Genomic DNA, 26609 nt, shown 5'->3' on the forward strand with positions numbered 1-26609 from the left:
TGTACCCGGGGCGGCCCATGCGGGCCCGCCCTGGTTCTCTACGTCCCTACCAACCATGGAGGCAACATGAGCTTAATCCGCCACGTTCCGGAATTGGCGATCAAATCCAAGGCGCTACTTCCCAATGGCGAAGACTTCGACGTGCTGATCGCGGGCGCCGGCATGGCCGGCCTGTACACGGCCTGGCGCCTGCAAAACGACGGCTTGCAAAGCCCGCAGTTGAAAAAGCTGGCCGACGCGCGGCCGGACAAGCGGCTGAAGATCGGTATCGTCGAGTTCAGCGACCGCGTGGGCGGGCGGCTGGACAGTGTCATCATCGATGGCATGGACAACGTGCCGGCCGAACTGGGCGGCATGCGCTTTACGGAAAGCCACCAGTTGCTCAACCTGGTGATCAGGGACCTGGACCTGGAAGGCGACATCGGCCCGTTCGACATGACCGCCAACAGCCAGTTCACGCTGCGCGGCGAGCGCCTGGACGAGGCGGCCATCCGCAACGGCGAACCGGTGCCGTACAACCTCGAGGACGCGGAAAAAAAGAAGACGCCGAATGAATTGTTCAATTACGCCATCACCAAGGTGGTCGGTCCCGATGCGCTGAGCTATACCGACGCGAACTGGCAGTGGGTGAAGGAAAACTTCCGCTACAGCGACGCCAGCGGCGTGTACGACAATGCCGCCCTGTATAACGTCGGGTTCTGGAACCTGCTGTACCAGGTGCTGAGCAACGAGGGCTACGATTACTGCTGGGACGGCGGCGGCTACAACTCCAACACCATCAACTGGAACGCGGCCGAAGCCATGCCTTACATGCTGACGGACTTCTCCGTCACCCCCAAATACCTGTGCTTCAAGGACGGTTTCCACACGCTGCCGGCGACCCTGGCGCAACGCATCACGCAAGGTCCCGCGCCGGTGCCCATCTATGGCGGCACGCGCCTGGTGCGCTTCGACCGCGACGCCGGCGGGCGCCTGACCGGCGAAGTGGCGGCAACCGCCGACGCCAGCCTGCGCGGCCGTTTCAGCACGTCGTACCTGGTGCTGGCCATGCCGCGCCACAGCCTGGAATTGCTGGACCAGGACACGCCGTTCTTCAATGCGGCGCCGGTGCAGTGGAATATCCAGTCGGTGCTGTTGCAGCCGGCCTACAAATTATTCATGGCGTACGAAAAGCGCTGGTGGGATCCGGAACTGTTTTACCGCGGCCCCACCATCACCGACATGCCACTGCGCATGACGTACGATTTCGGCACCGAGGCCGAACACGGCGGCGCACCCGGCGACCAGCGCGCGCTGCTGCTGGCATCGTACTGCGACATGCAGGGCGCCAGCTTCTGGTCGGTGCTGGAGCGCGGCAAGGTGCACGCGCTGCCGCCATCGTGGTCGATGACCGCGGCCAAAGGCGGCGCGCCGGCGCCGGAAAGCATGTGCCGCATGGCCGAAGGCATGCTGAAAAAATCGTTCAAGGTCGATGGCAAGGAGCCGGAACCGTCCGAGCGCGTGGGCGCCTACTACCAGGACTGGACGCAAGCACCGTACGGCGCCGGCTTCCATGCCTGGGCCGCGCACTACAAGGCGTCGGACGTGATGCGCAGCGTGCGCCAGCCGCTGCCGGACTGGCCGGTCTTCATTTGCGGCGAAGCCTATTCGAACCAGCAGGGCTGGGTGGAAGGCGCGCTGTGCACGGCCGAGTCGGTGCTGGAGGATAAATTCGGCGTGCCCCGCATTGCCGGCTTGCCGGACCTGTATCCGCTGCTGACGCCACCACCGGTCAAGCCTGGCGACGACGAACCCTTCAAAACCTATTTGCTGCGCGATACGCCCAACGCATTCTGACCGGAGACCCGCATGGACCAGGACAACCATTACGACGTCGCCATCATCGGCGGCGGCACCATCGGCCTGTCGGCCGCGTATTACGCGGCGGCGGCCGGCAAGAAGACCGTGCTGTTCGAGAAAAACGTGTTCTATAACGACAAGGGCAGTTCGGACGGTTATTCGCGCATGTTCCGCGTGATGTATTCCGAGCCGAATTCGGCGATGCTGGCGGAAAGTTCGCTGGCGCTGTGGAACGAGATCGAGCAGGATACCGGCGTCCAGCTGCTCAAGCGCAACGGCCTTTTGTTTTACGGCAAGAACACGGAAGCGTCGGCCGAGGGCGGATTGCTGCAGTGCCAGGAAACCATGACGGCGCTGGGCATCCCGTTCCAGCAATACGACCGCGCCGGCCTGTTTGAAAACTATCCGATGTTCCGCGAGCTGCCGGACGGCTACTGGGGCTTGAACCAGGCCAGCAGCGCGACCACGGAAGTGCAGCAATCGCTGCGCACCTTCCACGATTTCGCGATCAAAAAAGGCGCGACGCTGCTGTCCGAATGTCCGGCGCGCGTGGTCGATCCGAAGCCGGGGGCGCAGAGCTACACCATCGACACCCCCAGGGGGCGTTTCACCGCCAGCAGCCTGATCATGGCGCCCAGCGCGTGGTCGAACCAGGTGTTCGCGCCATTCGGGATTCAGCTCAACCTGAGCATCTGGCAGATGAACGTGGCGTACTTCCGCGTCGATCCGTCGCTGCCGTGGCCGATGTGGTTCGAGTTCGGCGAGGACAGCGAGCAAAAGCCGCTGCAGTTCTACGGTTTCCCGCCGCTGGAGCGGCCCGGCTACATCAAGGCGTCGTGCGAATTCTCGAACCAGCACTACACCGATCCCAGCCAGTGCAGCTATCAACCGGACCCGCGCACCCTCAAGCAGATCGGCGATTTTCTCGTGACCCGCTTCCGGGGCGTCGATCCGACGCCGCACGACGCGGCCACCTGCCTGTACACCATGAGCGCGGATGGCCAGATGATCCTGGACACCTTGCCGGGCTACCCCAATGTCGCGGTGCTGTCGGGCGACTCCGGCCGGGCGTTCAAGTTCACGCCGCTGTTCGGGCGCATCCTGATGCAACTGGCGACCACCGGCAAGACGCCGTACGACATCAGCGAGTTCAGCATCAAGCGGGAGGGCATTATCAAGGCCTGAATTCCGCATCGGGGCCGGGCGGCGGCGGATTACGCTTCCAGCACCACCCGGTCGCGGCCTTCCTGCTTGGCGCGGTGCAGCGCCTTGTCCGCCCGCACCAGCAGCGACGACGCGGTATCCGGCGCCTGCTGCGGGCGCGACGCGGCCACGCCCACGCTGATGGTCAGCGCGATGGTCAGGCCGCCGTCGACTTCCACCACCAGCCGCGATGCCGCTTCGCGCAGCCGCTCTGCCGCGTGGCCGGCGGTTTCCAGGTCGGTTTCCGGCATCAGCAGCACGAATTCCTCGCCGGCGAAGCGTCCCACCAGGTCGATCGCGCGCAGGTCGCCGGTCAGCATATGGGCCACCGCGACGATGGCCCGGTCGCCCGCGTCGTGGCCATAGGTATCGTTGATGCGCTTGAAGTGGTCGATGTCGACCATCATCAGCGCCAGCGGGTGGCGCAGCCGCCGTACCCGTTCCAGTTCCTTGCCGATGTGCTCCGTCATCCGGCGGCGGTTGGCGATGCCCGTCAGCGGGTCCGTGGTGGCCAGCTGGTCCAGCTTGGTATTGGCCATCAACAGTTCCAGCGTGCGCTGCAGCACCCGGTCTTCCAGGTTGTTGCGCTCCGCGTTCAGCGTGTGCATGGCGCGGCGGCGCGCGCGCAGGGCCACCACCAGCGCGGCAATCAGCACGCCTTCGGCCAGGACCACACCCACGCCCAGCAGGATTTGCCAGCGGTACTGTTCCCACGTGCCCTGCGGACGGTTCAGGATCAGCGCCCCCTGCGGAATATGCATCAGGCCATGGCGCTCGATACTGCGGTAATCGAACACGTAGCGCTGAACGTTGCTCATGTCGGCCTGCTGGCCCTGCAGCACCTGGGCCACGGTGCGGCCGATCGCTTCGCCGCTCAGCACATAGCCGCCAGCGACACCCGGCACGATCAGCGATTCCACGTGGGTGAAGATCGGCACCTGCGCGACGCCGGCCAGCTTGCGCGCGATGTCGGACGGCAGCGCCGCGCTGCCCGTGCTGTCGGCATAGGTGGCGAACATCAGGATCGCCGTGCCGCCCCGCAGCAGCGAGGCGCGGCGGTACAGGTCGTCGAAACTCTGGTTATCCCAGTATTCCATTTGCAGCCGCTCGCCATACGAACGGGCCGCCTCGCGCGCACCGGCGATCCATTCCTGCACGCGCGGTGTCTTGTCGCCCACCACCACGATGCGCCTGGTCGACGGCGCCACGCGCGTGATCACGCCCAGCATGCGGCCATAGTCGTGCGGCACTTCCAGCGCTTCGCCATCGCGGGGACGCCAGCCCTTGCGGCCATGGTTGACGTAGTAGCGGCGCACGCCGGGGAACAGGTCGGGGTGGCTGTTGAGGAAGGTGGCGGCCAGGTTGTTTTCCGTGACCACGGCGTCCAGCTTGACCTGTGCATACTTGGTGCGCAGGTAAGGGGCCATGCTGTCCAGCGCCGGCTGCCTGCCAACGCGGGTGGCGTCGAAGTGCTCTTCAAAAATCGTCGGTACGTCGCCCCATTCTTTTTTTTCCAGCTCGTCGTACAGCCCCTTGTGGACCAGCCGTTGCCATGGCGACGTGGTATCCGACCCCATCGAATACAGCACCAGTACCTTGCGTTCTTCGCCGGCCGCCGCGGCATGGCCGGCTTGCGCCAGCATCAACAGCAGGACGCAGGCGAATTGCACCATGCGCGGCAGGCTACGCGGTGATCTGCGCAAACAGCGCAGCATGGCAAGGCGTGGCAAGGTCGGTTGCATGAATGGAAATCGGGGCAGCAGCCCTTGACGGCGGGCAGGGCGGAAAGTGTAGCATGACTTATATCAGGCGGCCCGCAGCGCATCGACGATTTTCATGCGCGCGGCGCGAAGCGCAGGCAGGAAGCCGCCGACAAAGCCCATCAGCAGTGCAAACAGCAGGGTTTTAGCGGCAATCAGCGGTGTCAGTCGGAACCCGAACGCCAGTTCCGCGAACGATTGGAAGTTGGTGGTGGAAAACGACAGCATTTGCATCAGTGAAGCGCACGCGAGACCCGCGACGCCGCCCGCCAGCGCCAGCAGCATGGCTTCCAGCAGGAATGCCGCCAGGATATGCCGGCGCTGGTAACCCAGCGCGCGCAAGGTGCCGATTTCCGCCGTACGGCTGGCCACCGATGCATACATGGTGATGGTCGCGCCGATCATGGCGCCGATGGAAAAGATCACGGACAAGGCCAGCCCCAGGATGCTGATGAAATTCGACAGGGCGCGCGACTGGTCCGCATAAAACGTCTGTTCCCGCCGCGCTTCCACGGTCAGCCGCGGATCGTTTTCCACGTCGCCTTTCAGCTGGTCGAAACGGGCGGAATCGGCCAGCCGCAGCACCATCGACGACCATGCCAGGCGCCGGAACGCCTGCACCAGCTGGTCGGCGTCACCCCATATTTCCGAATCGAAGCCGCTGTTGCCCGCATCGAACCAGCCCACCACGGTCCATTCGCGCTGGCCGAAGCGCAGCCGGTCGCCGATGGCCACGCCGGCGAAGCGGCGCGCGATGCCGCCGCCCACGATGACTTCCGATGCGCCGGGCCGGAACATGCGCCCGGCGGTGACATGCACCTGTGGCCGCAGCACGAACCCCTGCGGACCGGCGCCCCGGATCACGACATTGGACGCCTTGCCGGGTGTGTCGCCGCTGCCGCGCCGCGCCAGCGATATGAGCACCACGGTTTCCTTCGACAGCAGCGGCATGCCCTGCGCATCGCGGGCGATGGCCGGGTGGCTGGCGACGATATTGGCCATGTTGCGGTCGATGCCGCTTTGCACTTCCGTTTCCGCCGAGCGGCGCGTGATGACGACGTTGTCGTATTCGCCCGTCGTGACCAGCGTGGTGCGCAAGCCTTCGTCCAGCATCAGCACGGTGGCGAACACGAATACCACCAGGGCCAGTCCGCCCGCCGTCAGCGCCGTGGTCAGGCGGCGCGCCCACAGGTTGCGGGCAATGTAGGGCAGGGGAATCTTCATTATCCGATGCTCCGCAAGCCGTCCAGGATGCGCATGCGCGCGGCCCGCACGGCGGGGACCAGGCCCGCCACCAGCCCGACCAGCAGCGCCGTGCCCACCTGCATGGCGAGCGTGGCGGGCGCCACCTGGAAGACAGGGAACATCGTGCCCAGGTTGGCGGCGATCGTGGCCGCCAGCGGAAACAGCAGCGCGATGCCGCCCGCCGCACCCACCAGCGCCAGCAACAGGGCTTCGCCGATGATCAGCGCTGCCAGGTAGCCGGGGCCGAAGCCCAGCACTTTCAGGGTCGCGTATTCCGCCTGCCGCTCGCGCGCACTCATGGCCATGGTGTTCGCCATGACCGCCATGATGATGACGATGACGACAAACGACACCACGCGGATCGCGGCCACGATGGCTTCCGACATGGCGACAAATCCCAGCTGGAATGCCTTCTCCGTTTCCGTCAGGGTTTCCGCCAGCGAGTTGGCGAATTGCGCATCGATGGCTTGCGACACGGCCGCCGCGTCTTCGGCGCGGGCGATCCGCACCACGTAGACGCCGACCTGGTTGGCGCGGCGCGGATAGATTTTCTTCAAGCCTTCGTTGGCATAGTCCCAGTGGAAAAACATGGTGGCCGTGTTGGTCGACGGCTGGCGGCCGTCATAAATGCCCCGTATCGTGAACGCCCACTGGCCGGGGTAGATCGTGCCCCGGATGGGGATCGTATCGCCGACCTTGAAGCCATATTCGTTGGCCAGCTTGCGGCCGACGATGGCGCCCTTGCGGTCGCGCAGGAAGGCGGTGCGGTCGCTGTCCGGCAACAGGTAGTCGGGGTAGATATCCAGGTAGCTCTGGCCGGAAATGGCGAATTGCGCGAAGAAGTTTTTCGGGTCTTTGTAGACGCCGCCAAACCAGTTGGCATAGCCGACGCCCGTCACGCCGTCGACGCCACGGATGCGGGCCTGGTAGGCCAGCGGCAGCGGGAACACCAGCGACGTGGCGTTGCGCGTCACCAGCGTGGTGTTCGAGGCGCCTTCCGCGCCGGCGTACCATGCGCCGACCACGGTTTGCAGCAGGCCGAACGACAGGGTCGCCACCACCAGGCCCAGGACCGTCAGCGCCGTGCGCAGCTTGTGGCGCAGTGCGTTGCGGGAAATCAGGCGCAGTAAATACATGGCGGCTAACCCATGGCGCCGGCAGCGCCTCCGGCAATCAACTCTCCTTTATCCAGGTGCACGATGGTGCGCGCCTGCGCCGCCGCGTGGGCATCGTGCGTGACCATGACGATGGTCTTGCCCAGTTCATCGTTCAGGCGGCGCAGCAGGGTCAGCACGTCGGCGGCGGACTGGCGGTCCAGGTCGCCGGTCGGTTCGTCCGCCACGATCAGCATCGGGTCCGTGACGATGGCGCGGGCAATCGCCACCCGCTGCTGCTGGCCGCCCGACAGTTCGTTCGGCGTATGGTCCATGCGGTCGGCCAGACCCACCAGGGCCAAGGTCATTTCCACCCGCTCGCGCCGTTCGCGCCGCGACAGGCCCGTCAACAGCAGTGGCAATTCCACATTTTCAAAGGCGGTCAGCACGGGCATCAGGTTATAGAACTGGAAAACAAAACCGACGTTGGCGGCGCGCCAGTGCGCCAGCGCGGACTCGGACATGGCGGCGATGTCCAGGCCATTGACTTGCAGCAGGCCTGAATCGGGCTTATCGATGCCCGCGATCAGGTTCAGCAGCGTGCTTTTGCCCGAGCCGGACGGACCCATCAGCGCGGTAAAGGCGCCTGCCGCGATATCGAGCGTGATGCCGGTCAGCACGGGCACGACTTGCCCGCCGCGCCGGTAGGATTTGACCAGGTTGGCGATGCGGATCAGCGGCGCCGCCGGGGTTTCTGCCTGTCCGTCCCGCGCGTTCATGGCTTGCCTGCGAGGCGCACTTCCTGGCCGTCGCGCAATTGCGGACCGGGTTTCAGCACGGCCCTGTCGCCGGCCTTGACGGCGCCGGCCGCGCCCGCCGGTTGCGGACCCTGTACCAACTGCACCAGTTCCCCCACCTTGCGGCCGGCCGTCACCGGCACCTGCCTGACCTTGCCGTCGGCGACGATGAACACCACGGTGTTGCCATCGCGCGTGGCCAGCGCGGCGGGCTGCACGGCCAGCACGGGCGCGCGGTCGGCGGCCGGCACAGGTTGCGACAGGAACGCGACTTTCGCGCTCATGTCGGGCAAGATCCTGGCGTCGCGGTCATCGAAGCGCACCTTGACCAGCAAGGTCGCCTTGCTGCGGTCGACGGTCGGCACCATGCGCGACACGGACCCTGCCAGGCGCAGGTCGGGAAAGGCGTCAAGCTGGATTTCCGCCGGCTGCGCCGGGCGGATTTTCGCCAGCGACGATTCGGAGACGTCCGCTTCCACTTCCAGCGTTTCCATGTCGGCGATGGTGACCACGGCGCCCTTGCTGTCGGCGGCCGATGAAAACGGCGTGATGTTGTCGCCCACGTTGGCGTTCTTGGTGAGGATCACGCCGTCGAACGGCGCGCGGATGCGGGTCTGCTCCAGCGCCGCCTGCGCAGCCTGCGCGCCGGCCTGTGCCATGGCAATGGCGGCTTTTTGCGCCGCCACCGCCGCCCGGGCCTTGTTGTAGCGCGCCTGCGCGGCATCGGCCGTGGCGGCGGCGATAAAGCGCTGCGCCAGCAATTCATGGGCGCGCTGGTTCGCCTGCTGCGCATCGGCCAGTTCCGCGCGGCCCTGTTCCAGGTTCGCCTGCGCCACCTGGATATTGGCTTGCGCCTGCGCCAGCGCGGCTTCCTGGTCGCGGCTTTCCAGCCGGGCCAGCACGTCGCCTGCTTTCACCCTGGCCCCTTCCAGTACTCCCAGCCATTCCAGCCGCCCCGTGGCTTTCGACGACAGCGCGGCCTTGCGCTGCGCCACCACGTAGCCGGTGGCGTTCAGCAGGGTCAGGTTTTGCGACGGCCAGGCCAGCGAGATCGTGACGACGTCCACTTCCGGCTTGCCGCCGGCGCGCGAGGCGAAGAGGGCAGCGATGGCGCCGGCCGCGGCAAGCGCCAGGCCGATTTTCAGCCAGCGGTGGCGACCGGGGCGGGGTAGGGCAGCGCTGCGGTCGATTTTCAGTTTGGCGAGCTGCGGCGGTTCGGTCATGAGCGCCTCTTGGCGGTGGGCTGGTCGCACGATGGTGAGGCAAATCCGGCCCGGATGCAAGCGCCCAGGGTCAAGCGGAGGACCCGCTCAGGTGTGCGAGGCGATCAGCGCGGCCAGCTGGTCCGGGTGGACGGGTTTGACCAGGTGGGCGCTGAAACCCGCCGCGGCGGAGCGGCGCTGGTCGGCGGCCTGGCCATAGCCGGTCAGCGCCACCAGCCGCAGGCCCGCCAGTTGCGGACGGCGGCGCAGTTCGGCCGCCAGTTCGTAGCCATCCATGCCGGGCAGGCCGATGTCGAGAATGGCCAGGTCCGGTTGCAGCCGTTCCGCTTCCTTCAGCGCGCTGGCCGGATCGGACAGCGCATGCACGTCATGCCCGTGCAGCGCCAGCAATTCGGCGAGGGCGTCGAGCATGTCGGTATTGTCGTCCACCAGCATGATGCACAGGCGCTGGCCGTCGGGCAGGCGCGGCGCGGCCGTCGCCGGCAGGGCCGTGGGAGGCAGGGTGCCGACGGCGCCGGAGGCCAGCGGCAGCCGGACTTCAAACACGCTGCCCTGGCCCGGACCGGGGCTGTGGGCCGATACCGTGCCGCCATGCAGCGATACCAGGCTGCGCACGATGGCCAGTCCCAGTCCCAGCCCGCCGTGCGCACGGTCCAGCGCCTGGTGTTCCTGCACGAACAGGTCGAACAGCCGGGGCAGCATGTCCGGCTCGATGCCGATGCCATTGTCGGCCACGCGCAGCACGCAATCGCCATTGTCCGCCACGGCGCGCACCGTGATGCTGCCATTGCGGTTCGTGTATTTGGCGGCGTTGGTCAGCAAATTCGACAGCACTTGCGTGAAGCGCACCGGGTCCGCATCCAGTGCCATGCCCTGCGCGGGCACGTCGACCGTCAGGCGGTGGTTGCGCGTTTCCAGCAGCGAACTGATGGTTTCGACCGCCTGCGCGACCAGCGGCGCCAGTTCCACGCGTTCACGCCGCAGCACGACCTTGCCCTGCGCGATGCGGGCCACGTCGAGCAAGTCGTCGACCAGCCGCACCAGGTGGCGTGCCTGGCGTTCGATGACCGCGTGTTCGCGCAGCACATGGTCGATGCCTTTGAGCTTCATCAGTTCCAGCGCCACCAGGATCGGCGACAGCGGATTACGCAATTCATGACCCAGCATGGCGAGGAATTCATCCTTGGCGCGGTTCGCCACTTCCGCCGCGCGGCGCGCCCGCACCAGCTCCGTCACTTCATAGGCCACCACGGCAACGCGGTCGACGCGTCCGGCCGCGTTGCGCACCGGCTGGTGCACGTAATCGAAATGGCATTCTTCCAGTTCGCCGCGCGGCCCCCGCGCCAGCCATAGGCGGCGCGTGTTGAGCACTTGCGCGCGGCCGCTGGCATAGGCCTGTTCCAGTTCCTCCAGCACGCCCTGGCCCTGCAATTCCGGGAAGGCCAGCCGCACGGGCTGCCCCGTGCCTTCGCGGCCGTTGACCAGTTCGCGGAAGCGGTCGTTCATCAATTCGATCACGAGGCCGGGGCCGCGCAGGATGGCGATCGCCATCGGCGCCTGCTCGAAGACGGCCGCCATGCGGTGCGAATGGGCCTTGTCCAGTTGCCGCAAACGGTAGCGGATCAGTTGCGCTTCCGTGCGCGACAGCAGTTCGCGTGCCGAGAAGGGCTTGACCAGGTAATCGTCGGCGCCCGCATGGATGCCTTCGATGCGCGCCTCTTCGCCGGCACGGGCGGACAGCAGCAATATCGGCGTGTCCTGCAAGCGGCGGTCGGCGCGCAGCGCGGCGATCAGGCCGAAGCCATCGAGTTCCGGCATCATGACGTCGGAAATGACGAGGCCGGGCGGATCGGCACGCGCGCATTCCAGCGCCGCGCGGCCATTGGCCACCAGCGTGACGCGCCAGCGCTCGCTCAACAGGCGGTGCAGGTACAGCCGCATGTCGGCATTGTCGTCCGCCACGATGATATGGTCGGTCTCCGCCAGCGCGGCGGCCTTGGCCAGCACGGCGGCCGTGACGGCGGTGGCGTCGGCCAGCGGTTCGGATGACACCGGCGGCAACACGGGTTGTAACAGTGGCTGGGGCGGGGACAGCGGCGGGTAGCCATGGTCCGGCAGCCAGCGCGCCGCTTCCGAGGCAAAGCTGTGCACGGCGCTGCTGGTGGGCGTTGCCGGGGCCAGCGTAATCTGGTCATCGCGCAGGTGGTCGCGGCCGACGGGGATCTTCACCGTGAAGCAGGTACCCTTGCCAGGCTCGCTTTGCACGGTGATGGCGCCGTGGTGCAGTTCCACCAGGTCGCGCACCAGCGCCAGGCCGATGCCGCTGCCTTCGTGGGTACGCGACTTCGCGCCTTCGATGCGGCGGAACCGTTCGAAAATATGCGGCAAATCGTCCGGTGCGATACCCACGCCGCTGTCTGCCACGCGCAGGACGGCATCGCCGCCTTGCTGTTCCAGCGTGACACTGATCCGGCCATCGAATGTGAACTTGAAGGCGTTCGACAGTAAATTCAGCACGATCTTTTCCCACAGCGACGCATCCACATACACGGCCCCCTGCATCGGCGCGCAGTGCACGTCCAGCGCCAGTCCCGCGTGTTCGACGATGGAGCGGAAGCCGCTGGCCAGGTCGCTGGTCAGCGCGGCAAGGTCGGTCGGCGCAAACGCCGCGTGCATGCGGCCGGCTTGCACGCGGGAAAAGTCCAGCAGGGTATTGACGAGGCGTTGCAGGCGCAGCGCATTGCGGTGCGCCAGCCGCAGGCGGCCGTGCTGCTCCGGCGGCAGGCCGGCGCTGTCGGCCAGCGCGTCTTCCAACGGGCCCAGCATCAGGGTCAGCGGCGTGCGGAATTCATGACTGACGTTGGAAAAGAATGCCGTCTTGGCCTGGTCGAGCTCGGCCAGCATGTCGGCCCGTTCCCGCTGCGCCTGAGCGGCCCTGGCGTTCTGCATGGCGGAGGCCACCTGCCCGGCCACCAGTTCGAAAAAGGTGCGGTACTCCCCGTCGAGCTTGCAGGCGGGGCTGACGCCCATGACCAGCACGCCGGCGGGACGGTCCTGTCCCTGCAATTGCAGCGGCAGCGCCAGTGCCTGCGTAATGCGCTGGTTGGCCAGGCCCAGCGGCAGCGCGTCAAAGTCCCCCACCGGCAACAGTTGCGTGCCGCCGCCCAGCCACAACTGGCGCAGCGGCCAGCGGCACGCCGCGCCGGCGGCGAACGGCGAATTGGGCGGGGAAGCGGGCGAGGAAGCGGGCGCCGCGCCGGGCGGCGCCGCGTCGTCATGCAGCACGACGCAGGCCGGCGCTATGCCGGGCGCATCGTGGTCGGCCGGCACGTGCGCCGCCTGCTGCAAATGCGCCACGCCGTTGTCGATGGTGTACAGCAGCGCAAACGGGATGTCCTGCGGGTTGGCGGCAATCGCCTGCATGGCCTTGTCGCAGGCGCCCGCCACGCAATCTTCGCGCAGCGCTTCGGCCGACAGGGCGGACAGCGACGCCAGCCTGCGCGTGTTCTGGTTGGATGACGTGGTGTTGGTGGACGGGCAGAACAGGCCGCCCACGCCGCCGGATTCGTCGACCACCGGACTGTACGAGAACGAATACCAGGTTTCCTCGATCCAGCTGCCACGGTTCATGAACAGTTGCACGTGTTCATACGACGATTCGCCGCGCAGGAACACTTTGTCGACCAGCGGTGCGCAATAGTCCCAGATTTCGGCCCACACCTGGCTGGCGGGGCGGCCCAGCGCCAGCGGATGCTTGGCGTGGCTGAGCACGTCGATATACGCATCGTTGTATAAAAAAGTCGCTTCCGGCCCCCAGCCTATCCACATCGGGTGGCTGGAATTGAGCATCAGGCTGACCACCGTGCGCAAGCTTTGCGGCCACGCGTGCAAATCCCCCAGCGGGGTATCGGTCCAGTCGTAGTCGGCGATGCGCTTTCCCATTTCTCCCGGGGCGGCCAGGAACGCGAGGCTGCTTTGCCGGGTGTCGCGCGCCGGCGGCAAGTATGCGTGAATAGGCTCGTTCAACGTGGTCTCGCTTTTACGTGATGCCGCCTGGCGAATCGGGGGAATGCGCGGCGGAATGCGATGCAATCCATGCCATCTTGGCACGATGACACGGTACGCGGCGCACGTACCGGCCACAAGTGCTTTCCGTTACCCTGCGGGGGGCAGCGGGCGCAAGATATGGCGCCCGGCCGCCAGCACCGCCGCGCTCAGACGTTCCAGTTTAGGCGATTGCACCCGCCAGCTGTGCCAGTACAAGGTCACGTCGCTGTGCCGGCCCGGGGCCATGTCGACGATGGCGCCCTGGTGCACGCGGTCGCCGACTTGTTGTTCCGGCACCATACCGTAGCCCAGTCCCAGTTCGATCGCCTGCACGAACGCGGGGCTGGACGGGATGTAGTGGCATGGATAGCTGCCCGCCGCCAGGCCGAATTCGCGCAGCATGAAGTTCGCTTGCAGCAAGTCCTTGCGGTCGAACACCAGCATGGGCGCGCGCCGCGCCGGTTCGCGCGCCAGTCCGCCGGGAAACCAGCGGCGGGCAAACGCGGGTGAAGCCATCATGTTGTAGCGCATCACGCCCAGCGGCTGCACCATGCAGCCCCGCATCGGCTGCGGTTCGGCCGACACGGCCGCCAGCGCCAGGCCCCGCTCCAGCAACGTGTACGTGTGGTCCTGGTCGTCCAGCGCGATATCGAGCATCAGGTTTTCCTCGATCAGGAATGGCGCCAGTTCCGGCAACAGCCAGTTGGCCAGCGTGTCGTGATTGACGGCCATTGGCACCGACAGGGGCCGCGCACTGTCTTCGCTGGATTCGGCCAGGAATTCCTGTTCCAGCAATTTACTGCGGCGCAAATACTGGGCCAGGTGCTGGCCCGCGCGCGTGGGGCGGCAGGGGCGGCTGCGGATCACCAGCGGCGCGCCCTGCGCCGCTTCCAGCGCGCCGATGCGCTGCGACACCGCCGACGCCGTGATGTGCAATTGCGCGGCGGCCTGTTCGAAGCTGCCGGTGTCGAGAATGGCCAGCAGCGTTTCAGCCTGGCGGGAATCGGGCAGCATGGGAAGGCCTTTCTTTAGACATTCTTAACTATCTTCATAAATATTAATCCAGCTTCATTTTAACGGGTGGAAAGGAGAACATGGCTGCATTCACATAGAAAAGGAGTTCACCATGCTGACACCCGTCGTGTTTTTCAATGGCCTGGGAATGGGCGCCAGCCTGATCATGGCGATCGGCGCGCAAAATGCACACGTGCTGCGCATGGGTGTCTGGCGGCGCCACGTGGGGATCACTGTGGCGGCCTGCATTGCCGTCGATATCGTGCTGATTGCCGCCGGGGTGGCGGGCATGGGGGCGCTGATCCAGTCCTCGCCATTGCTGCTGGGCATGGCGCGCTGGGGCGGCGCGGCGTTCCTGGCCTGGTACGGTTTGCGCAGCTGGGCGGCGCTGCTGCGCGCCAATGCGCTCGAGGTGCGGGATGACGCGATGCAGGTGGATGGGCGGCGCGCGCTGGTGACGGTGCTGGCGCTGTCGCTGCTCAATCCCCATGTTTATATCGATACGCTGGTGCTGCTGGGTTCACTGGGCGGCCAGTATGCGCAAGCCGAGCGTCCCAGCTTTGCCGTGGGCGCCATGACGGCGTCGCTGTTGTGGTTCACCGCGCTGGGGTATGGCGCCAGCCGCCTGTCCGCGTGGTTGCGGCGGCCGCTGGTGTGGAAAGGGATCGAAGCGCTGACGGGCGCCATCATGCTGGCGCTGGCTGCGGGGCTGGCGGGACAGGGTTTTTAGTGTAAAAAAAAGCGACTCCGGGTATCCCTTATGGAAAATCCGCCGAACCTGCCAAAGGTTCGGCGGCGCCATGCGATCATGCGCGGCGGGCTTTGGAATTGCCTGTGAACAGCAGGGCGGCCAGGCCCATGGCGAGCAGCAGCAGGGAGCCGGGTTCCGGTACGCGGTTTTGCGAAACGTCGCATTCGCTGCACAGCCACAGCTGTTCTGCGCCGGATTCATTGCCGATGTAGCGCACGTCCACCGACAGCAGGTAATTCGCGTTGGCGGCATTTTTTGCAAAATTGCTCAGCGATTGCGAATAAGCGGCGTATTCCGCCGTGCTGGTGCCCAGGTTGTTACTGACATAAATACTGCCGGCAGGGCAATCGCCCTGGTTGGATGCGCCGATGGTGTTGTAGCTGCCATCGCTGGCCACGCACAAGCTGCTTAATACCGGGACATAACCGCCGCCCACGCAACCGGCGTTCGCGCCGGCAGCGCTCATTTCGTAGCATTGGCCTGCCACGGTATTGCCCGCCGCATCGATAATGCGCGCCTGGGCCAACAGGGAGACATTGCCCCCGCCGTTGGCGTTGCCCTGGTTATTGTCGAACAGGAACACCAGGTCGTGCAGGCCCAGGTAAGACTGCAGCAGGCCGAGGTTGATTTCCCATGTAAAGGCCTGGTCGCCGGTGAACTGGCCGCCGGCGTCATTGCCGAACGTGGGCAGGTTGGGATACGTCGCCGACTGGTTACCGGTGGGGCTCAGGAACACATCGTCGACGGCGCTGCCCGCGGCAAATGGTGACGTGAAGTTACTCATGCCGTTGGCCGATGTCAGCACAATGGCCTGGTCGGCAATCTGGCCCGGCGACGAAGCGACGGGGACACCTGCCTGAGGCTGGCAGCGCGGGTCGGAAGCGCATTTTTGAAGCAAGTCCAGCGAATAGATATTGAAGTTGTTGAACAGTTGCCCCTCGTAGGCGTTCGGGGTTGGCAGGGTCAACACAGTGGCATTGGCTGCGCAGCCGAGCAGCAACAGGCAGAGCGCGGTGATCTTTCGTACGATGGCGGAAGTGATCATGGTGACATCCCCTTATAAATGTTTGATCACCGTTAGCTCTAGCATAATGTGTACCTACGGTTAAGCTAGTTACATAATCAATGAGTTACTGTCGGGTTTGGTTTTTTAACAAGAAGTCACTGTAAAGAAAACCGACATATTGCATACAGGTTATTGTTGGTGCATTGCGGAAATGCTGGCGGGGAGGGAGCGGCGAGGCGGGGCGGGAAGTGCAGGCAGGTCTGCCGGTCCCGGGCGGACTCGGCAGACCTGCGGCGGCGGTGTTCAGGCGCGGCGGGATTTGCCGACCGCGTCGGCGACGATCGTGGCGATCAGCCCCAGGGCCAGCACCGCCAGGGAGACGGGATGCTTCATCCATCGCACCAACTTTTGCAGCGGACCGGGTTCTGACAGGCTGGCCGGGTCGACGTCGCAATCGTCGCAGCGCCGGTATTGCCTGAGCGTGGGGTCATTTCGTGTGTAACGCAAATCGGCCGTTTGCAGGGCGTGGGAAGAGGCGATGCCTCTCCCTGGGAAGCTCACCGATTGCGCGTAGGCGGCATATTCCGCCTCCGCCATGCTGGCGCCGCGCTTGGTGCTGACATAAATACTGCCGGTCGGGCAATCGCTCCTGGCGGACGCACCGGTGATGTTGAAGCTGCCGTCGCGGCCCACGCACAGGCTCCCCAGGTCGGGAACAGCGCTGCCGGCGGCGTTTCCGGCATTGGCGCCGGCCTTGCCCGCATCCCGGGCGTTGCCCTGGCTGATGTCATCCGTGGCAACCAGCGTACGCATGTTCGTGTAGGCCTGCAGCAGTCTGAGCTTCACTTTCCACTCAAGTTCCTCGTCGCTGCCGTCGTCGTCAATGGCATCATTGGCAAAGATCGGCTCGTCCGGGTAAGTCATGAATTGTTGGCCTGTCCGGGAGCGGAACATGTCGATACCGCCGGCGGCAATGGACGACGTGAAGTAGTTCCGGCCATTGACCGGGGGCGGCGCCATGCCCTCGCCAGTCGAAGACGCCAGCGGCAGGCTGGACAGGAGCTGGCAATCGGCGGCGGACCCGCAGGCGGACAGCAAGGCCGGTGCACCGGGATCGAGGTGCTTGTACAACTGGCGTTCGTCGGCACCTGGCGCCGGTAACGTCAGGATGGTGGTGCTGGCGGCATTGCTGGCCAGGAGCAGGCATAGTGCGGCGGCCTTTCGCACAATCGCTGGCAGTGTCATGGCGACATCCTTCTGGAAAGGCGTACACGGACTGGATGTCTGTTTCCCTAGCATAATACATGCCTATAGGAAAAATCGTCGCAGAATCAATGTGTTGCTGTCCGGACTTGAATTTTATTCATGGGTAATTGTAAGAAAAACCGACAGTGTACTTATAGTCTGTAACTATTGCCTCAAGGGAATCGTGCAGCACTCTGCTAAAATCGGCCCTTTTGCCTATCCTTCCGCGCCATGCCGATTCCCTCCCACCTCCTTGAGGCGCTTGACCGCGCCGATGCCACCTGGCGTCCCGTGCTGTTGGCAGGCTTGCACGCCATGCAGGCCGCCACGCCGGATTACTTCGATACCCTGGTTGACTTCCTGCCGACCGACCAGCGCCTGTTTGCCGCGTTTGCCCAACCGATGGACCGGGTACGCTATGTGCTGGTCGGCGAAGGCCCGTATCCCCGCGCGGAAAGCGCCACCGGCGTGTGCTTCATGGATGGCACCGTCAAAGGCCTGTGGTCGGACGAGGAGGGCGGCGGCCTGTCGAAAGCCGTCAATAAGGCCACGTCGCTGCGCAATTTCATGAAGATGCTGCTGGTCGCCGAGGGGCGCCTGGCGCCGGACGATACCGGCACGCTGGCGCTGTCCCGCATTGCGGCGGCGTCGCGCGGTGTACCCGGTATCGTGCAGACGCTGGGCGAGATCCAGCAAAAGTTCTTCGATGCGGGTTTCCTGCTGTTGAACGCCACGCTGGTGTTCCGGGAAACCGTCGCGCCGGTGAAAGACGCGAAAGCGTGGATGCCGTTCCTGCAAACGGTATTGGCCGCGCTGCAAGCGCGGCAGCCAACGTTGGTTCTGTGGGGAAAGATCGCCGAACAACTCAACAAATTGCCGGAAGCGCAGGCGTTACCGCAAATTGCCGCGGAACACCCTTATAACTTGACCTTTATTACCAATAGCAATATGCACGCGCTGTTTGAGCCGATGCAGTTGTTACGCTGCTGAAAAGACAGCGCACAACCTCCACCGGCGGCGCCAGGGGCGTCGCCTGACAAGAATAGTCAAATAAGGTATACTTGACTAAATCGTTCAACTAATCCGACTTTGAGGAAGGTTGAATGATGTTGAAACTGCGCTGTATTTTAACCCAACCGAGGTTGTGATGCGTCTGACCACCAAAGGCCGTTTTGCAGTGACTGCGATGATCGATCTGGCTTTGCGCCAAGGCAAAGGCCCGGTCACGTTGTCTGGCATTTCGCAACGCCAGGCGATTTCGCTGTCTTACCTGGAACAATTATTCGGCAAGCTGCGCCGCCACGAAATCGTTGAATCGATCCGTGGTCCCGGCGGTGGCTACAGCCTGGCCCGCCGTGCCGACAAGGTCACGGTGGCCGACATCATCATTGCAGTCGATGAACCGCTGGACGCCACCCAGTGCGGCGGCAAGGAAAATTGCCATGGCGCCGATGCCGCCACGGGCGCCCGCTGCATGACCCACGAGCTGTGGGCCACCTTGAATGAAAAAATGGTCGATTACCTGGACTCCGTTTCCCTGCAGGACCTGGTCGATCAGCAAAAACAGAAGCATGCCGAGCAAAACGTCGTTGTCATGCATCGCAACGCCGCTTTAGGCTAAACCAGTTGCAAATATTGGAGTAATAGATGAACGCCCCTGAAAAAACTGTCGCCCAGGTCGCTCCCGTGGAATTCCACACCGCCCCGCACTTCCCGATCTACATGGACTATTCGGCCACCACGCCGATCGACCCGCGTGTGGCCGACCAGATGATCCCGTACCTGCGCGAACAGTTCGGCAATCCCGCTTCCCGCAGCCACATGTATGGCTGGACCGCCGAAAAAGCAGTGGAAGAGGCGCGTGGCCACGTGGCGGCGCTGGTCAATGCCGACCCGCGTGAAATCATCTGGACTTCCGGCGCGACCGAATCGAACAACCTGGCGCTGAAGGGCGCGGCGAATTTCTACAAGACCAAGGGCAAGCACATCATCACCGTGAAGACCGAGCACAAATCCGTGCTGGACACGGTGCGTGAACTGGAGCGCCAGGGTTTTGAAGCGACGTACCTGGAACCGCAGGACAACGGCCTGATCACGATCGAACAGCTGACCGCGGCGATCCGCCCGGACACCATCGTGATTTCCGTCATGCTGGTGAATAACGAAATCGGCGTGATCCAGCCGATCGCGGAAATCGGCGAACTGTGCCGCTCGAAAGGCATCATCTTCCACTGCGACGCGGCGCAAGCGACGGGCAAGGTCGTGATCGACCTGCAGAAAACCAAGGTCGACCTGATGACTTTCACGGCGCACAAGACCTACGGCCCGAAAGGCGTGGGCGCGCTGTACGTCTGCCGCAAACCGCGCGTGCGCATTGAAGCGCAAATGCACGGCGGCGGCCACGAGCGCGGCCTGCGTTCCGGCACCCTGCCGACCCACCAGATCGTCGGCATGGGCGAAGCGTTCCGCCTGGCCAAGGTCGAGATGGACAGCGAGATCGGCCGCATCAAGGCGCTGCGCGACCGCCTGGCCAAGGGCTTGCAGGAAATCGAAGAGGTCTACATCAACGGCGACATGGATGCGCGCGTACCGCACAACCTGAACGTGTCGTTCAACTACGTGGAAGGCGAATCGCTGATCATGGCCGTGAAAGACCTGGCCGTGTCGTCCGGTTCCGCCTGCACGTCGGCCTCGCTGGAACCGTCGTACGTGCTGCGCGCACTGGGCCGCAGCGACGAACTGGCGCACAGCTCGATCCGCTTCACCATCGGCCGTTTCACGACCGAAAAAGACATCGACTTCGCCGTGGACTTGATGAAGTCCAAGGTGGGCAAGCTGCGCGAACTGTCGCCGCTGTGGGAAATGTACAAGGATGGCGTTGACATCAGTTCCATCCAGTGGGCCGCTCACTAAGCAGCCTGGCAACGATCATTTACAGATATTAGGAGCATCAAATGGCTTACTCGGAAAAAGTATTGGACCACTATGAAAACCCGCGCAACGTCGGTTCCTTTGAAAAGGGCGACGAATCCGTTGGGACCGGCATGGTGGGTGCGCCTGCTTGCGGCGACGTGATGAAGCTGCAAATCAAGGTGGGCGCGGACGGCTTGATCGAAGACGCGAAGTTCAAGACCTATGGTTGCGGTTCCGCGATCGCCTCGTCGTCGCTGGTGACGGAATGGGTGAAAGGCAAATCCCTGGACGAGGCACTGGCCATCAAGAACACGGCCATCGCGGAAGAACTGGCGCTGCCGCCAGTGAAGATTCACTGCTCGATCCTGGCTGAAGACGCGATCAAGGCGGCAGTCAACGATTACAAGGCCAAGCACTCGGCTTAAGCTGGAGGACAGTATGGCGATTACCCTGACCGAAAAAGCGGCCAAGCACATCAACCGGTATATCGAACGCCGTGGCAAAGGCCTCGGCCTGCGCTTTGGCGTGCGGACCACTGGCTGCTCCGGTCTTGCCTACAAGCTGGAATACGTGGACGAAGCGGATGCCGAAGACAGCGTCTTCGAGTCGCACGGCGTGAAAGTGTTCGTCGACCCGAAAAGCTTGCCGTACATCGATGGCACGGAACTCGATTTCGCGCGGGAAGGCTTGAACGAAGGCTTCAAGTTTAACAACCCGAACGAAAAAGATGCGTGCGGCTGCGGCGAAAGCTTCCGCATTTAATCATTCAGACCGTGCAGAACCACTTCGAACTCTTCAACCTGCCACAGCAGTTTGCAATCGACATGGAGGCGCTCAACAGCGCCTTTCGTGATGTCCAGGGCCGGGTCCATCCAGACCGGTTTGTGAATGCCACGGACGCGGAAAAGCGCGTCGCCATGCAATGGGCGACCCGCGCCAACGAAGCGTACCAGACGCTGAAAAATCCCCAGTTGCGCGCACGTTACCTGTGCGAATTGAACGGCGTGGACTTGCAGACCGAGTCCAATACCGCCATGCCGCCGGCGTTCCTGATGCAGCAGATGGAATGGCGCGAGGCACTGGAAGACGCCCGTGCGCAAAAGGATATCGGCGAGCTCGAGCAGCTCGACGGCCAGTTGCGCGGCGCTCGCAAGGCGCAATTGAAAGACATTGAAAACCAGTTGAATGGCGGCGACTTCCACGCGGCCGCGCAGGGCGTGCGCGCCCTGATGTTCCTGGAAAAATTCGGCGAAGAAGTCCGCTTCGCCTTCGACGCGATCGAATAAGAAAAACCTATGGCACTTCTGCAAATCTCTGAACCAGGCATGTCGACGGCGCCGCACCAGCACCGGCTGGCGGTGGGTATCGACCTGGGCACCACCAATTCGCTGGTCGCCACCGTGCGCAACAGCATTCCCGAAGTGCTGAACGATGAAGACGGCCATGCGCTGCTGCCGTCCGTAGTGCGCTACCTGCCGAACGGCCACGCCCATATCGGTTACAAGGCGCAGGCCGCGCAAACCACCGACCCGAAAAACACCATCGTCTCGGTCAAGCGCTTCATGGGCCGCGGCCTGAAAGACATCGCTTACGCGGAAAACCTGCCATACGATTTCGTCGATGCGCCTGGCATGGTGCAATTGAAAACCGTGGCCGGCGTGAAGTCGCCGGTGGAAACCTCGGCGCAAATCCTGGCCACCTTGCGCCAGCGCGCCGAAGATGCGCTGGGCGACGACCTGGTCGGCGCCGTGATCACGGTACCGGCGTACTTTGACGATGCGCAGCGCCAGGCCACCAAGGATGCCGCGCAACTGGCGGGCCTGAACGTGCTGCGATTGCTGTCGGAACCGACGGCGGCCGCGATTGCCTACGGCCTGGACAACGCGTCGGAAGGCTTGTTCGCCGTGTACGACTTGGGCGGCGGCACGTTCGACATCTCCGTGCTGAAACTGTCGAAGGGCGTGTTCGAAGTGCTGGCCACGGGCGGCGATTCCGCGCTGGGCGGCGACGACTTCGACCACCGCCTGTTCTGCTGGATCCACGAACAGGAAAAGCTGGCGCCGCTGTCCGATGAAGACACGGCGGTGCTGATGGTGAAGGCGCGCGAAGCCAAGGAACTGCTGTCGACCAAGTCCGAAGTCACGGTGGACGCGATCCTCGGTTCCGGCGAAGAAGTGCATTTGAAAGTCACGGCGGAGAAATTCGCGGAAATCACGAAGCACCTGGTCGCCAAGACCATGAACGCCGTCAAGAAAGCGCTGCGCGACGCCAATGTCGACGCGGACGACATCGACGGCGTGGTGATGGTGGGCGGCGCCACGCGCATGCCGCACGTGCAGCGCGCCGTGGGCGACCATTTCCACACGATCCCGCACGCGAACATCGATCCGGACAAGGTCGTGGCGCTGGGGGCCGCGATCCAGGCCAACCTGCTGGCCGGTAACCGCGCGCCGGGCGACGACTGGCTGTTGCTGGACGTGACGCCGCTGTCGCTGGGTATCGAGACCATGGGCGGGCTGGTGGAAAAAATCATTCCCCGCAACTCGACGATTCCATGCGCCCGCGCGCAGGAATTCACCACCTTCAAGGATGGCCAGACCGCGCTGGCCGTGCACGTGCTGCAGGGCGAGCGTGAACTGGTGGGCGACTGCCGCTCGCTGGCGCGCTTTGAATTGCGCGGCATTCCGCCGATGGCGGCCGGCGCGGCCCGTATCCGCATCACCTACCAGGTCGATGCGGACGGCTTGCTGTCCGTGTCGGCGCGCGAACTGCGCTCCGGCGTGGAAGCGTCGATCACCGTCAAGCCGTCGTACGGCCTGGGCGATGACGACGTGGCGCGCATGCTGCAGGATTCTTACCAGTCCGCCGGCGCCGACATGAAAGCCCGCGCGCTGCGCGAAGAACAGGTGGAAGCGGAACGCATCCTGCTGGCCACGCAAGCGGCGCTCGATGAAGACGCGGCGTTGCTGTCGGATGCCGAACGGGCCGACGTCGTCGCGCTGATGGACCGCACCCGCGCCACGCTTGCGCAGTCCGTCGACGGCGCGGTGGACCACACGGCCGTCAAGCTGGCCGTGGAAGAACTGGCGCGCGGCACGGAAGAATTCGCGTCGCGCCGCATGGACCGCTCGGTGCGCAGCGCACTGGCCGGTAAATCGCTCGACCAGGTCTCGTAAAGAACTGCCATCCCCGCACAGGCGGGGATTTACATTGAATCCCAAAGAGGTCAAGAAGTGCCCCAAATCGTATTCCTCCCCCACGCCAAACTGTGCCCGGACGGCGCCGTCGTTGAAGCGCCAGCCGGCAAGACGCTGTGCGACGTGATGCTGGACAATGACATCCACATCGAACACGCCTGCGAAAAATCGTGCGCCTGCACCACCTGCCACGTGCTGGTGCGCGAAGGTTTTAATTCGCTCAACGAAGCGACGGAAACGGAAGAAGACTTGCTGGACAAGGCCTGGGGCCTGGAAGCCGTGTCGCGCCTGTCGTGCCAGGCCGTGGTGGCCGACGAAGACCTCGTGATCGAGATCCCGAAATACACGATCAACCACGCCAGCGAAGGGGGCCACTGATGAAATGGACCGACGTGACGGCGATTGCCGAAGCGCTGTATGACAAATACCCGGACGTCGACCCGCTGACGATCCGCTTCGTCGACTTGCACAACTGGGTGGTGGACCTGGACGGTTTCGACGACGACCATACGCGCGGCGGCGAGCGCGTGCTGGAAGCGATTCAACAGGCGTGGATCGATGAAGCGCAATAAGGCCGCTGCTGCGCCTGCGGCATCGCCGCGGGGTTTGCCACCGGGTTTGCCACCTGAGGTGCGTCCTGGCCAGTCCATCGAGCTGCTGCAGGAATTGCACATCCTGACGCGCGATGGCAAGCTGAACCAGGACAGCCGCCGCAAACTGAAGCAGGTCTATCACCTGTACCAGTTCATCGAGCCGCTGTTGAAGGAAGTGCGCGAACAAAGCGGTGAGCGCGGCGTGTCGCTGGTCGACCATGGCGCGGGCAAATCGTATCTCGGCTTTATCCTGTACGATCTGTTCTTCAAGGGTTTGAACGACGCATCGCACATCTACGGCATTGAAACGCGTGCCGAGCTCGTTGAAAAGTCGCAGCAATTGGCCGTGAAATTCAATTTCCCCGGCATGTCGTTCCTGCCGCTGTCGGTGGCCGAATCGACCACGTCGCAAGCGTTGCCGGAACAGATCGATATCGTCACGGCGCTGCATGCGTGTAACACGGCGACCGATGACGCCATCGATTTCGCGCTGAAGAAAAAGGCCAGGCACATGGTGCTGGTGCCGTGCTGCCAGGCCGAAGTGGCTTCCGTGCTGCGCAAGAACAAGGGTCAGTCGCTGGGCAAGAGCGCGCTGACGGAAATCTGGCGCCACCCGATCCACACGCGGGAATTCGGCAGCCAGGTCACCAACGTGCTGCGCTGCCTGCAACTGGAAGCGCATGGCTACCAGGTCAACGTGACGGAACTGGTGGGCTGGGAACACTCGATGAAAAACGAATTGATCATCGCGACCTATAAAAACCTGCCGCGCCGCCGCCCCAGCGAGCGCTTGCAGGAAGTGCTGGAAACGCTGGGCTTGCAGGAAATGGGACAGCGGTTTTATTCGGCGCACGTGGCGGAGTAAGCAGCGTGCAGCACATCACCGGCGGATCTTCGGGTCCGCCGTTTTGTTTTTGACCAGGAGGCTTCATGACTGATTTTTGGATCGACCTGCGCAGCGACACCGTGACCAAACCGTCGGCTGCCATGCGCGACATGATGCAATCGGCGCCGGTAGGCGATGACGTCTATGGCGACGACCCCACCGTCAACCTGCTGCAGGATACGGCCGCCAACCTGTTCGGCTATGAAGCGGCGCTGTTCGCGCCATCCGGCACGCAAACCAACCTGATCGCGCTGCTGGCCCATTGCGGCCGTGGCGACGAATACCTGGTGGGGCAGGAAGCGCACACCTACCGCTATGAAGGGGGCGGCGCGGCGGTGCTGGGCAGCATCCAGCCGCAGCCGATCGCCAACCAGCCGGACGGCAGCCTGGCGCTGGCCGATATCGCCGGGCAAATCAAGCCGGACGATGTGCATTTCGCCCGCACCCGTTTGCTGGCCCTGGAAAACACCATCGGCGGCAGGGTGCTGCCGCGCGACTACGTGGCGCAGGCAACCGGCTTCGCTCACCAGCAGGGGCTGGCCACGCACCTCGACGGCGCCCGCATCTGCAACGCGGCGGTGCGGCAGGGCGTCAGCCTGCGCGAAGCGGTGGCGGGATTCGACAGCGTGTCGGTGTGCCTGTCGAAGGGGCTGGGCGCGCCGGTGGGTTCGATCCTGTGCGGTTCGCGCGCGCTGGTCGAACAGGGCAAGCGCTGGCGCAAGATGCTGGGCGGCGGCATGCGCCAGGCCGGCATGCTGGCGGCGGCGGGCTTGTATGCGCTGCGGCACAACGTGCAGCGGCTGGCGGACGACCATGACAATGCGGCGTTCCTGGCGGGCGAACTGGCGAAGATCCCGGGCCTGTCGGTGAGCACGCCGCAGACCAATATCGTGTACGTCGACGTGCCGCGCGACGCGATGAACGGCCTGGCCGACGCGCTGGCCGCGCAGCACATCCGCGTGGCAATGGCGCCCCGCCTGCGGCTGGTGACGCACCTCGACGTGACGCGCGCCGACATGGCAACCACCGCGCAAGTATTTGCGCATTACTTTAAAGATTAACGATGGATCAGGAAAATTCTATACGCCTCGCCAAGCGCGTGGCGGACCAGGTGCCGTGTTCGCGGCGCGAAGCGGAGCTGTATATCGAAGGCGGCTATGTGCAGGTCGATGGCGTCATCGTCGAGGAACCGGGCGCGCGCGTCACGGACGGGCAAGCGGTGACGCTGGCGCCCGATGCGTCGCTGCTGGAAATCACGCCGGTCACCATCATCGTCAACAAGCCGGCCGGCGTGAACGCGGGCATCGGCAGCGACGGCTTGCCGCTGCTGGGCTGCCTGCGCGAAGAGGCGCGTGTCGAAACGGTGCGCGGCGAACGCTTCCTGAAGCGCCACCTGAAAAACCTGACCATGGAACCGTGGCTGGACACGCAGGCGACCGGGCTGGTGGTGCTGACGCAGGAATTTGGCGTGTCGCGCCGCCTGCAGGAGGGGCTGGAGCAGGAATTCATCGTCGAAGTGAAGGGGCAAATCGCCACCGACGGCCTGGCGCTGCTGAATCACGGCCTGTCCTTCAATGGCAAGCCGTTGCCGCCGCTGAAGGCAAGCTGGCAAAATGAGCACCGCCTGCGCTTTGCCGTGAAGGCGCCGAAGCCGGGACAGATTGCCCACATGTGCCGTGCCGTGGGGCTGGAAGTGGTGACGATGAAGCGCATCCGCATCGGCCGCGTCGCGATGTCGTCGCTGCCGGTCGGGCAGTGGCGCTACCTGAAGCCATCCGAACGGTTCTGATCGGTTC

The 26609-nt window shown here is 64.3% G+C and carries 24 protein-coding genes; 15 read left to right on the top strand and 9 right to left on the bottom strand.

Features of this window, described 5'->3' with window-relative positions; genetic code table 11:
- The first annotated feature begins 66 nt into the window (after positions 1-66).
- Positions 67-1836 carry a flavin monoamine oxidase family protein gene (locus tag GJ700_RS28280; RefSeq protein ID WP_154380348.1) on the top strand — a complete coding sequence of 590 codons (1770 nt, stop codon included), beginning with the start codon at positions 67-69 and terminating at the stop codon, positions 1834-1836.
- A gap of 12 nt (positions 1837-1848) precedes the next feature.
- Positions 1849-3024: an FAD-dependent oxidoreductase gene (locus tag GJ700_RS28285; RefSeq protein WP_154380351.1), complete on the top strand. Its 1176-nt coding sequence runs from the start codon at positions 1849-1851 to the stop codon at positions 3022-3024.
- Positions 3025-3053: 29 nt separating this feature from the next.
- On the opposite strand, the gene GJ700_RS28290 is transcribed toward GJ700_RS28285, so the two are convergent.
- The 7 genes from GJ700_RS28290 to GJ700_RS28320 all read right to left on the bottom strand — a co-directional run bounded on the left by GJ700_RS28290 (position 3054) and on the right by GJ700_RS28320 (position 14222).
- The gene (locus GJ700_RS28290) at positions 3054-4715 is read right to left on the bottom strand and encodes a diguanylate cyclase (protein WP_229507304.1); all 1662 of its coding nucleotides are present in this window, start codon (positions 4713-4715) and stop codon (positions 3054-3056) included.
- A 132-nt stretch (positions 4716-4847) separates the two neighbouring features.
- Positions 4848-6026, bottom strand: a complete 1179-nt coding sequence (locus GJ700_RS28295; RefSeq protein WP_154380353.1) for an ABC transporter permease — start codon at positions 6024-6026, stop codon at positions 4848-4850.
- Positions 6026-7183, bottom strand: coding sequence for an ABC transporter permease (locus GJ700_RS28300; protein ID WP_154380355.1), 1158 nt, complete (start codon positions 7181-7183; stop codon positions 6026-6028). Before GJ700_RS28300 ends, GJ700_RS28295 begins: the two co-directional genes overlap by 1 nt.
- Before the next feature lie 5 nt (positions 7184-7188).
- Positions 7189-7920 carry an ABC transporter ATP-binding protein gene (locus tag GJ700_RS28305; RefSeq protein WP_154380357.1) on the bottom strand — a complete coding sequence of 244 codons (732 nt, stop codon included), beginning with the start codon at positions 7918-7920 and terminating at the stop codon, positions 7189-7191.
- A complete protein-coding gene (locus GJ700_RS28310) occupies positions 7917-9161 on the bottom strand; it encodes an efflux RND transporter periplasmic adaptor subunit (RefSeq protein ID WP_154380358.1) in 1245 nt (414 codons plus the stop codon). The genes GJ700_RS28305 and GJ700_RS28310 overlap by 4 nt, the downstream gene beginning before the upstream one ends.
- Positions 9162-9248: 87 nt before the next feature.
- Positions 9249-13187: an ATP-binding protein gene (locus tag GJ700_RS28315; protein ID WP_229507305.1), complete on the bottom strand. Its 3939-nt coding sequence runs from the start codon at positions 13185-13187 to the stop codon at positions 9249-9251.
- 129 nt (positions 13188-13316) lie between these two features.
- Positions 13317-14222 (bottom strand): LysR family transcriptional regulator ArgP, encoded by a 906-nt coding sequence (locus GJ700_RS28320; RefSeq protein WP_154380360.1) that lies wholly within the window; start codon positions 14220-14222, stop codon positions 13317-13319.
- A gap of 112 nt (positions 14223-14334) precedes the next feature.
- On the opposite strand from GJ700_RS28320, the gene GJ700_RS28325 reads away from it, so the two are divergent.
- Entirely contained in the window at positions 14335-14952 is a 618-nt protein-coding gene (locus GJ700_RS28325; protein WP_154380362.1) for a LysE/ArgO family amino acid transporter, read from the top strand.
- A 76-nt stretch (positions 14953-15028) separates the two neighbouring features.
- On the opposite strand, the gene GJ700_RS28330 is transcribed toward GJ700_RS28325, so the two are convergent.
- On the bottom strand, positions 15029-16018 hold the full coding sequence (locus GJ700_RS28330) for a PEP-CTERM sorting domain-containing protein (protein WP_154380364.1): 990 nt from the start codon (positions 16016-16018) through the stop codon (positions 15029-15031).
- 264 nt (positions 16019-16282) lie between these two features.
- Positions 16283-17224, bottom strand: coding sequence for a hypothetical protein (locus tag GJ700_RS28335; protein WP_154380366.1), 942 nt, complete (start codon positions 17222-17224; stop codon positions 16283-16285).
- A gap of 231 nt (positions 17225-17455) precedes the next feature.
- On the opposite strand from GJ700_RS28335, the gene GJ700_RS28340 reads away from it, so the two are divergent.
- The 12 genes from GJ700_RS28340 to GJ700_RS28395 all read left to right on the top strand — a co-directional run bounded on the left by GJ700_RS28340 (position 17456) and on the right by GJ700_RS28395 (position 26602).
- Positions 17456-18214, top strand: a complete 759-nt coding sequence (locus tag GJ700_RS28340; RefSeq protein WP_154380369.1) for a uracil-DNA glycosylase family protein — start codon at positions 17456-17458, stop codon at positions 18212-18214.
- Between the two features lie 157 nt (positions 18215-18371).
- Positions 18372-18845, top strand: a complete 474-nt coding sequence (iscR, locus tag GJ700_RS28345) for a Fe-S cluster assembly transcriptional regulator IscR (protein WP_154380371.1) — start codon at positions 18372-18374, stop codon at positions 18843-18845.
- A gap of 26 nt (positions 18846-18871) precedes the next feature.
- Positions 18872-20137 (top strand): IscS subfamily cysteine desulfurase, encoded by a 1266-nt coding sequence (locus tag GJ700_RS28350; RefSeq protein ID WP_154380373.1) that lies wholly within the window; start codon positions 18872-18874, stop codon positions 20135-20137.
- Between the two features lie 41 nt (positions 20138-20178).
- Positions 20179-20562, top strand: a complete 384-nt coding sequence (iscU, locus tag GJ700_RS28355) for a Fe-S cluster assembly scaffold IscU (protein WP_154380375.1) — start codon at positions 20179-20181, stop codon at positions 20560-20562.
- Positions 20563-20575: 13 nt separating this feature from the next.
- On the top strand, positions 20576-20899 hold the full coding sequence (gene iscA / locus GJ700_RS28360) for an iron-sulfur cluster assembly protein IscA (protein ID WP_154380377.1): 324 nt from the start codon (positions 20576-20578) through the stop codon (positions 20897-20899).
- 11 nt (positions 20900-20910) lie between these two features.
- Positions 20911-21423 (top strand): Fe-S protein assembly co-chaperone HscB, encoded by a 513-nt coding sequence (gene hscB / locus GJ700_RS28365; RefSeq protein ID WP_371868171.1) that lies wholly within the window; start codon positions 20911-20913, stop codon positions 21421-21423.
- 9 nt (positions 21424-21432) lie between these two features.
- On the top strand, positions 21433-23313 hold the full coding sequence (gene hscA / locus GJ700_RS28370; RefSeq protein WP_154380379.1) for a Fe-S protein assembly chaperone HscA: 1881 nt from the start codon (positions 21433-21435) through the stop codon (positions 23311-23313).
- A gap of 57 nt (positions 23314-23370) precedes the next feature.
- Positions 23371-23712: an ISC system 2Fe-2S type ferredoxin gene (gene fdx, locus GJ700_RS28375; protein WP_371868172.1), complete on the top strand. Its 342-nt coding sequence runs from the start codon at positions 23371-23373 to the stop codon at positions 23710-23712.
- Positions 23712-23906, top strand: a complete 195-nt coding sequence (gene iscX, locus GJ700_RS28380; protein ID WP_154380381.1) for a Fe-S cluster assembly protein IscX — start codon at positions 23712-23714, stop codon at positions 23904-23906. The genes fdx and iscX overlap by 1 nt, the downstream gene beginning before the upstream one ends.
- Complete coding sequence (locus tag GJ700_RS28385; RefSeq protein ID WP_154380383.1) at positions 23893-24792, top strand: class I SAM-dependent methyltransferase; 900 nt, start codon at positions 23893-23895, stop codon at positions 24790-24792. The genes iscX and GJ700_RS28385 overlap by 14 nt, the downstream gene beginning before the upstream one ends.
- A gap of 65 nt (positions 24793-24857) precedes the next feature.
- A complete protein-coding gene (ltaE, locus tag GJ700_RS28390; RefSeq protein ID WP_154380385.1) occupies positions 24858-25874 on the top strand; it encodes a low-specificity L-threonine aldolase in 1017 nt (338 codons plus the stop codon).
- A 2-nt stretch (positions 25875-25876) separates the two neighbouring features.
- Positions 25877-26602, top strand: a complete 726-nt coding sequence (locus GJ700_RS28395; protein WP_154380387.1) for an RNA pseudouridine synthase — start codon at positions 25877-25879, stop codon at positions 26600-26602.
- Positions 26603-26609 lie beyond the last annotated feature (7 nt).

The organism is Pseudoduganella rivuli (assembly GCF_009674485.1).
In the GTDB taxonomy this organism is placed as follows: domain Bacteria; phylum Pseudomonadota; class Gammaproteobacteria; order Burkholderiales; family Burkholderiaceae_D; genus Rugamonas; species Rugamonas rivuli_B.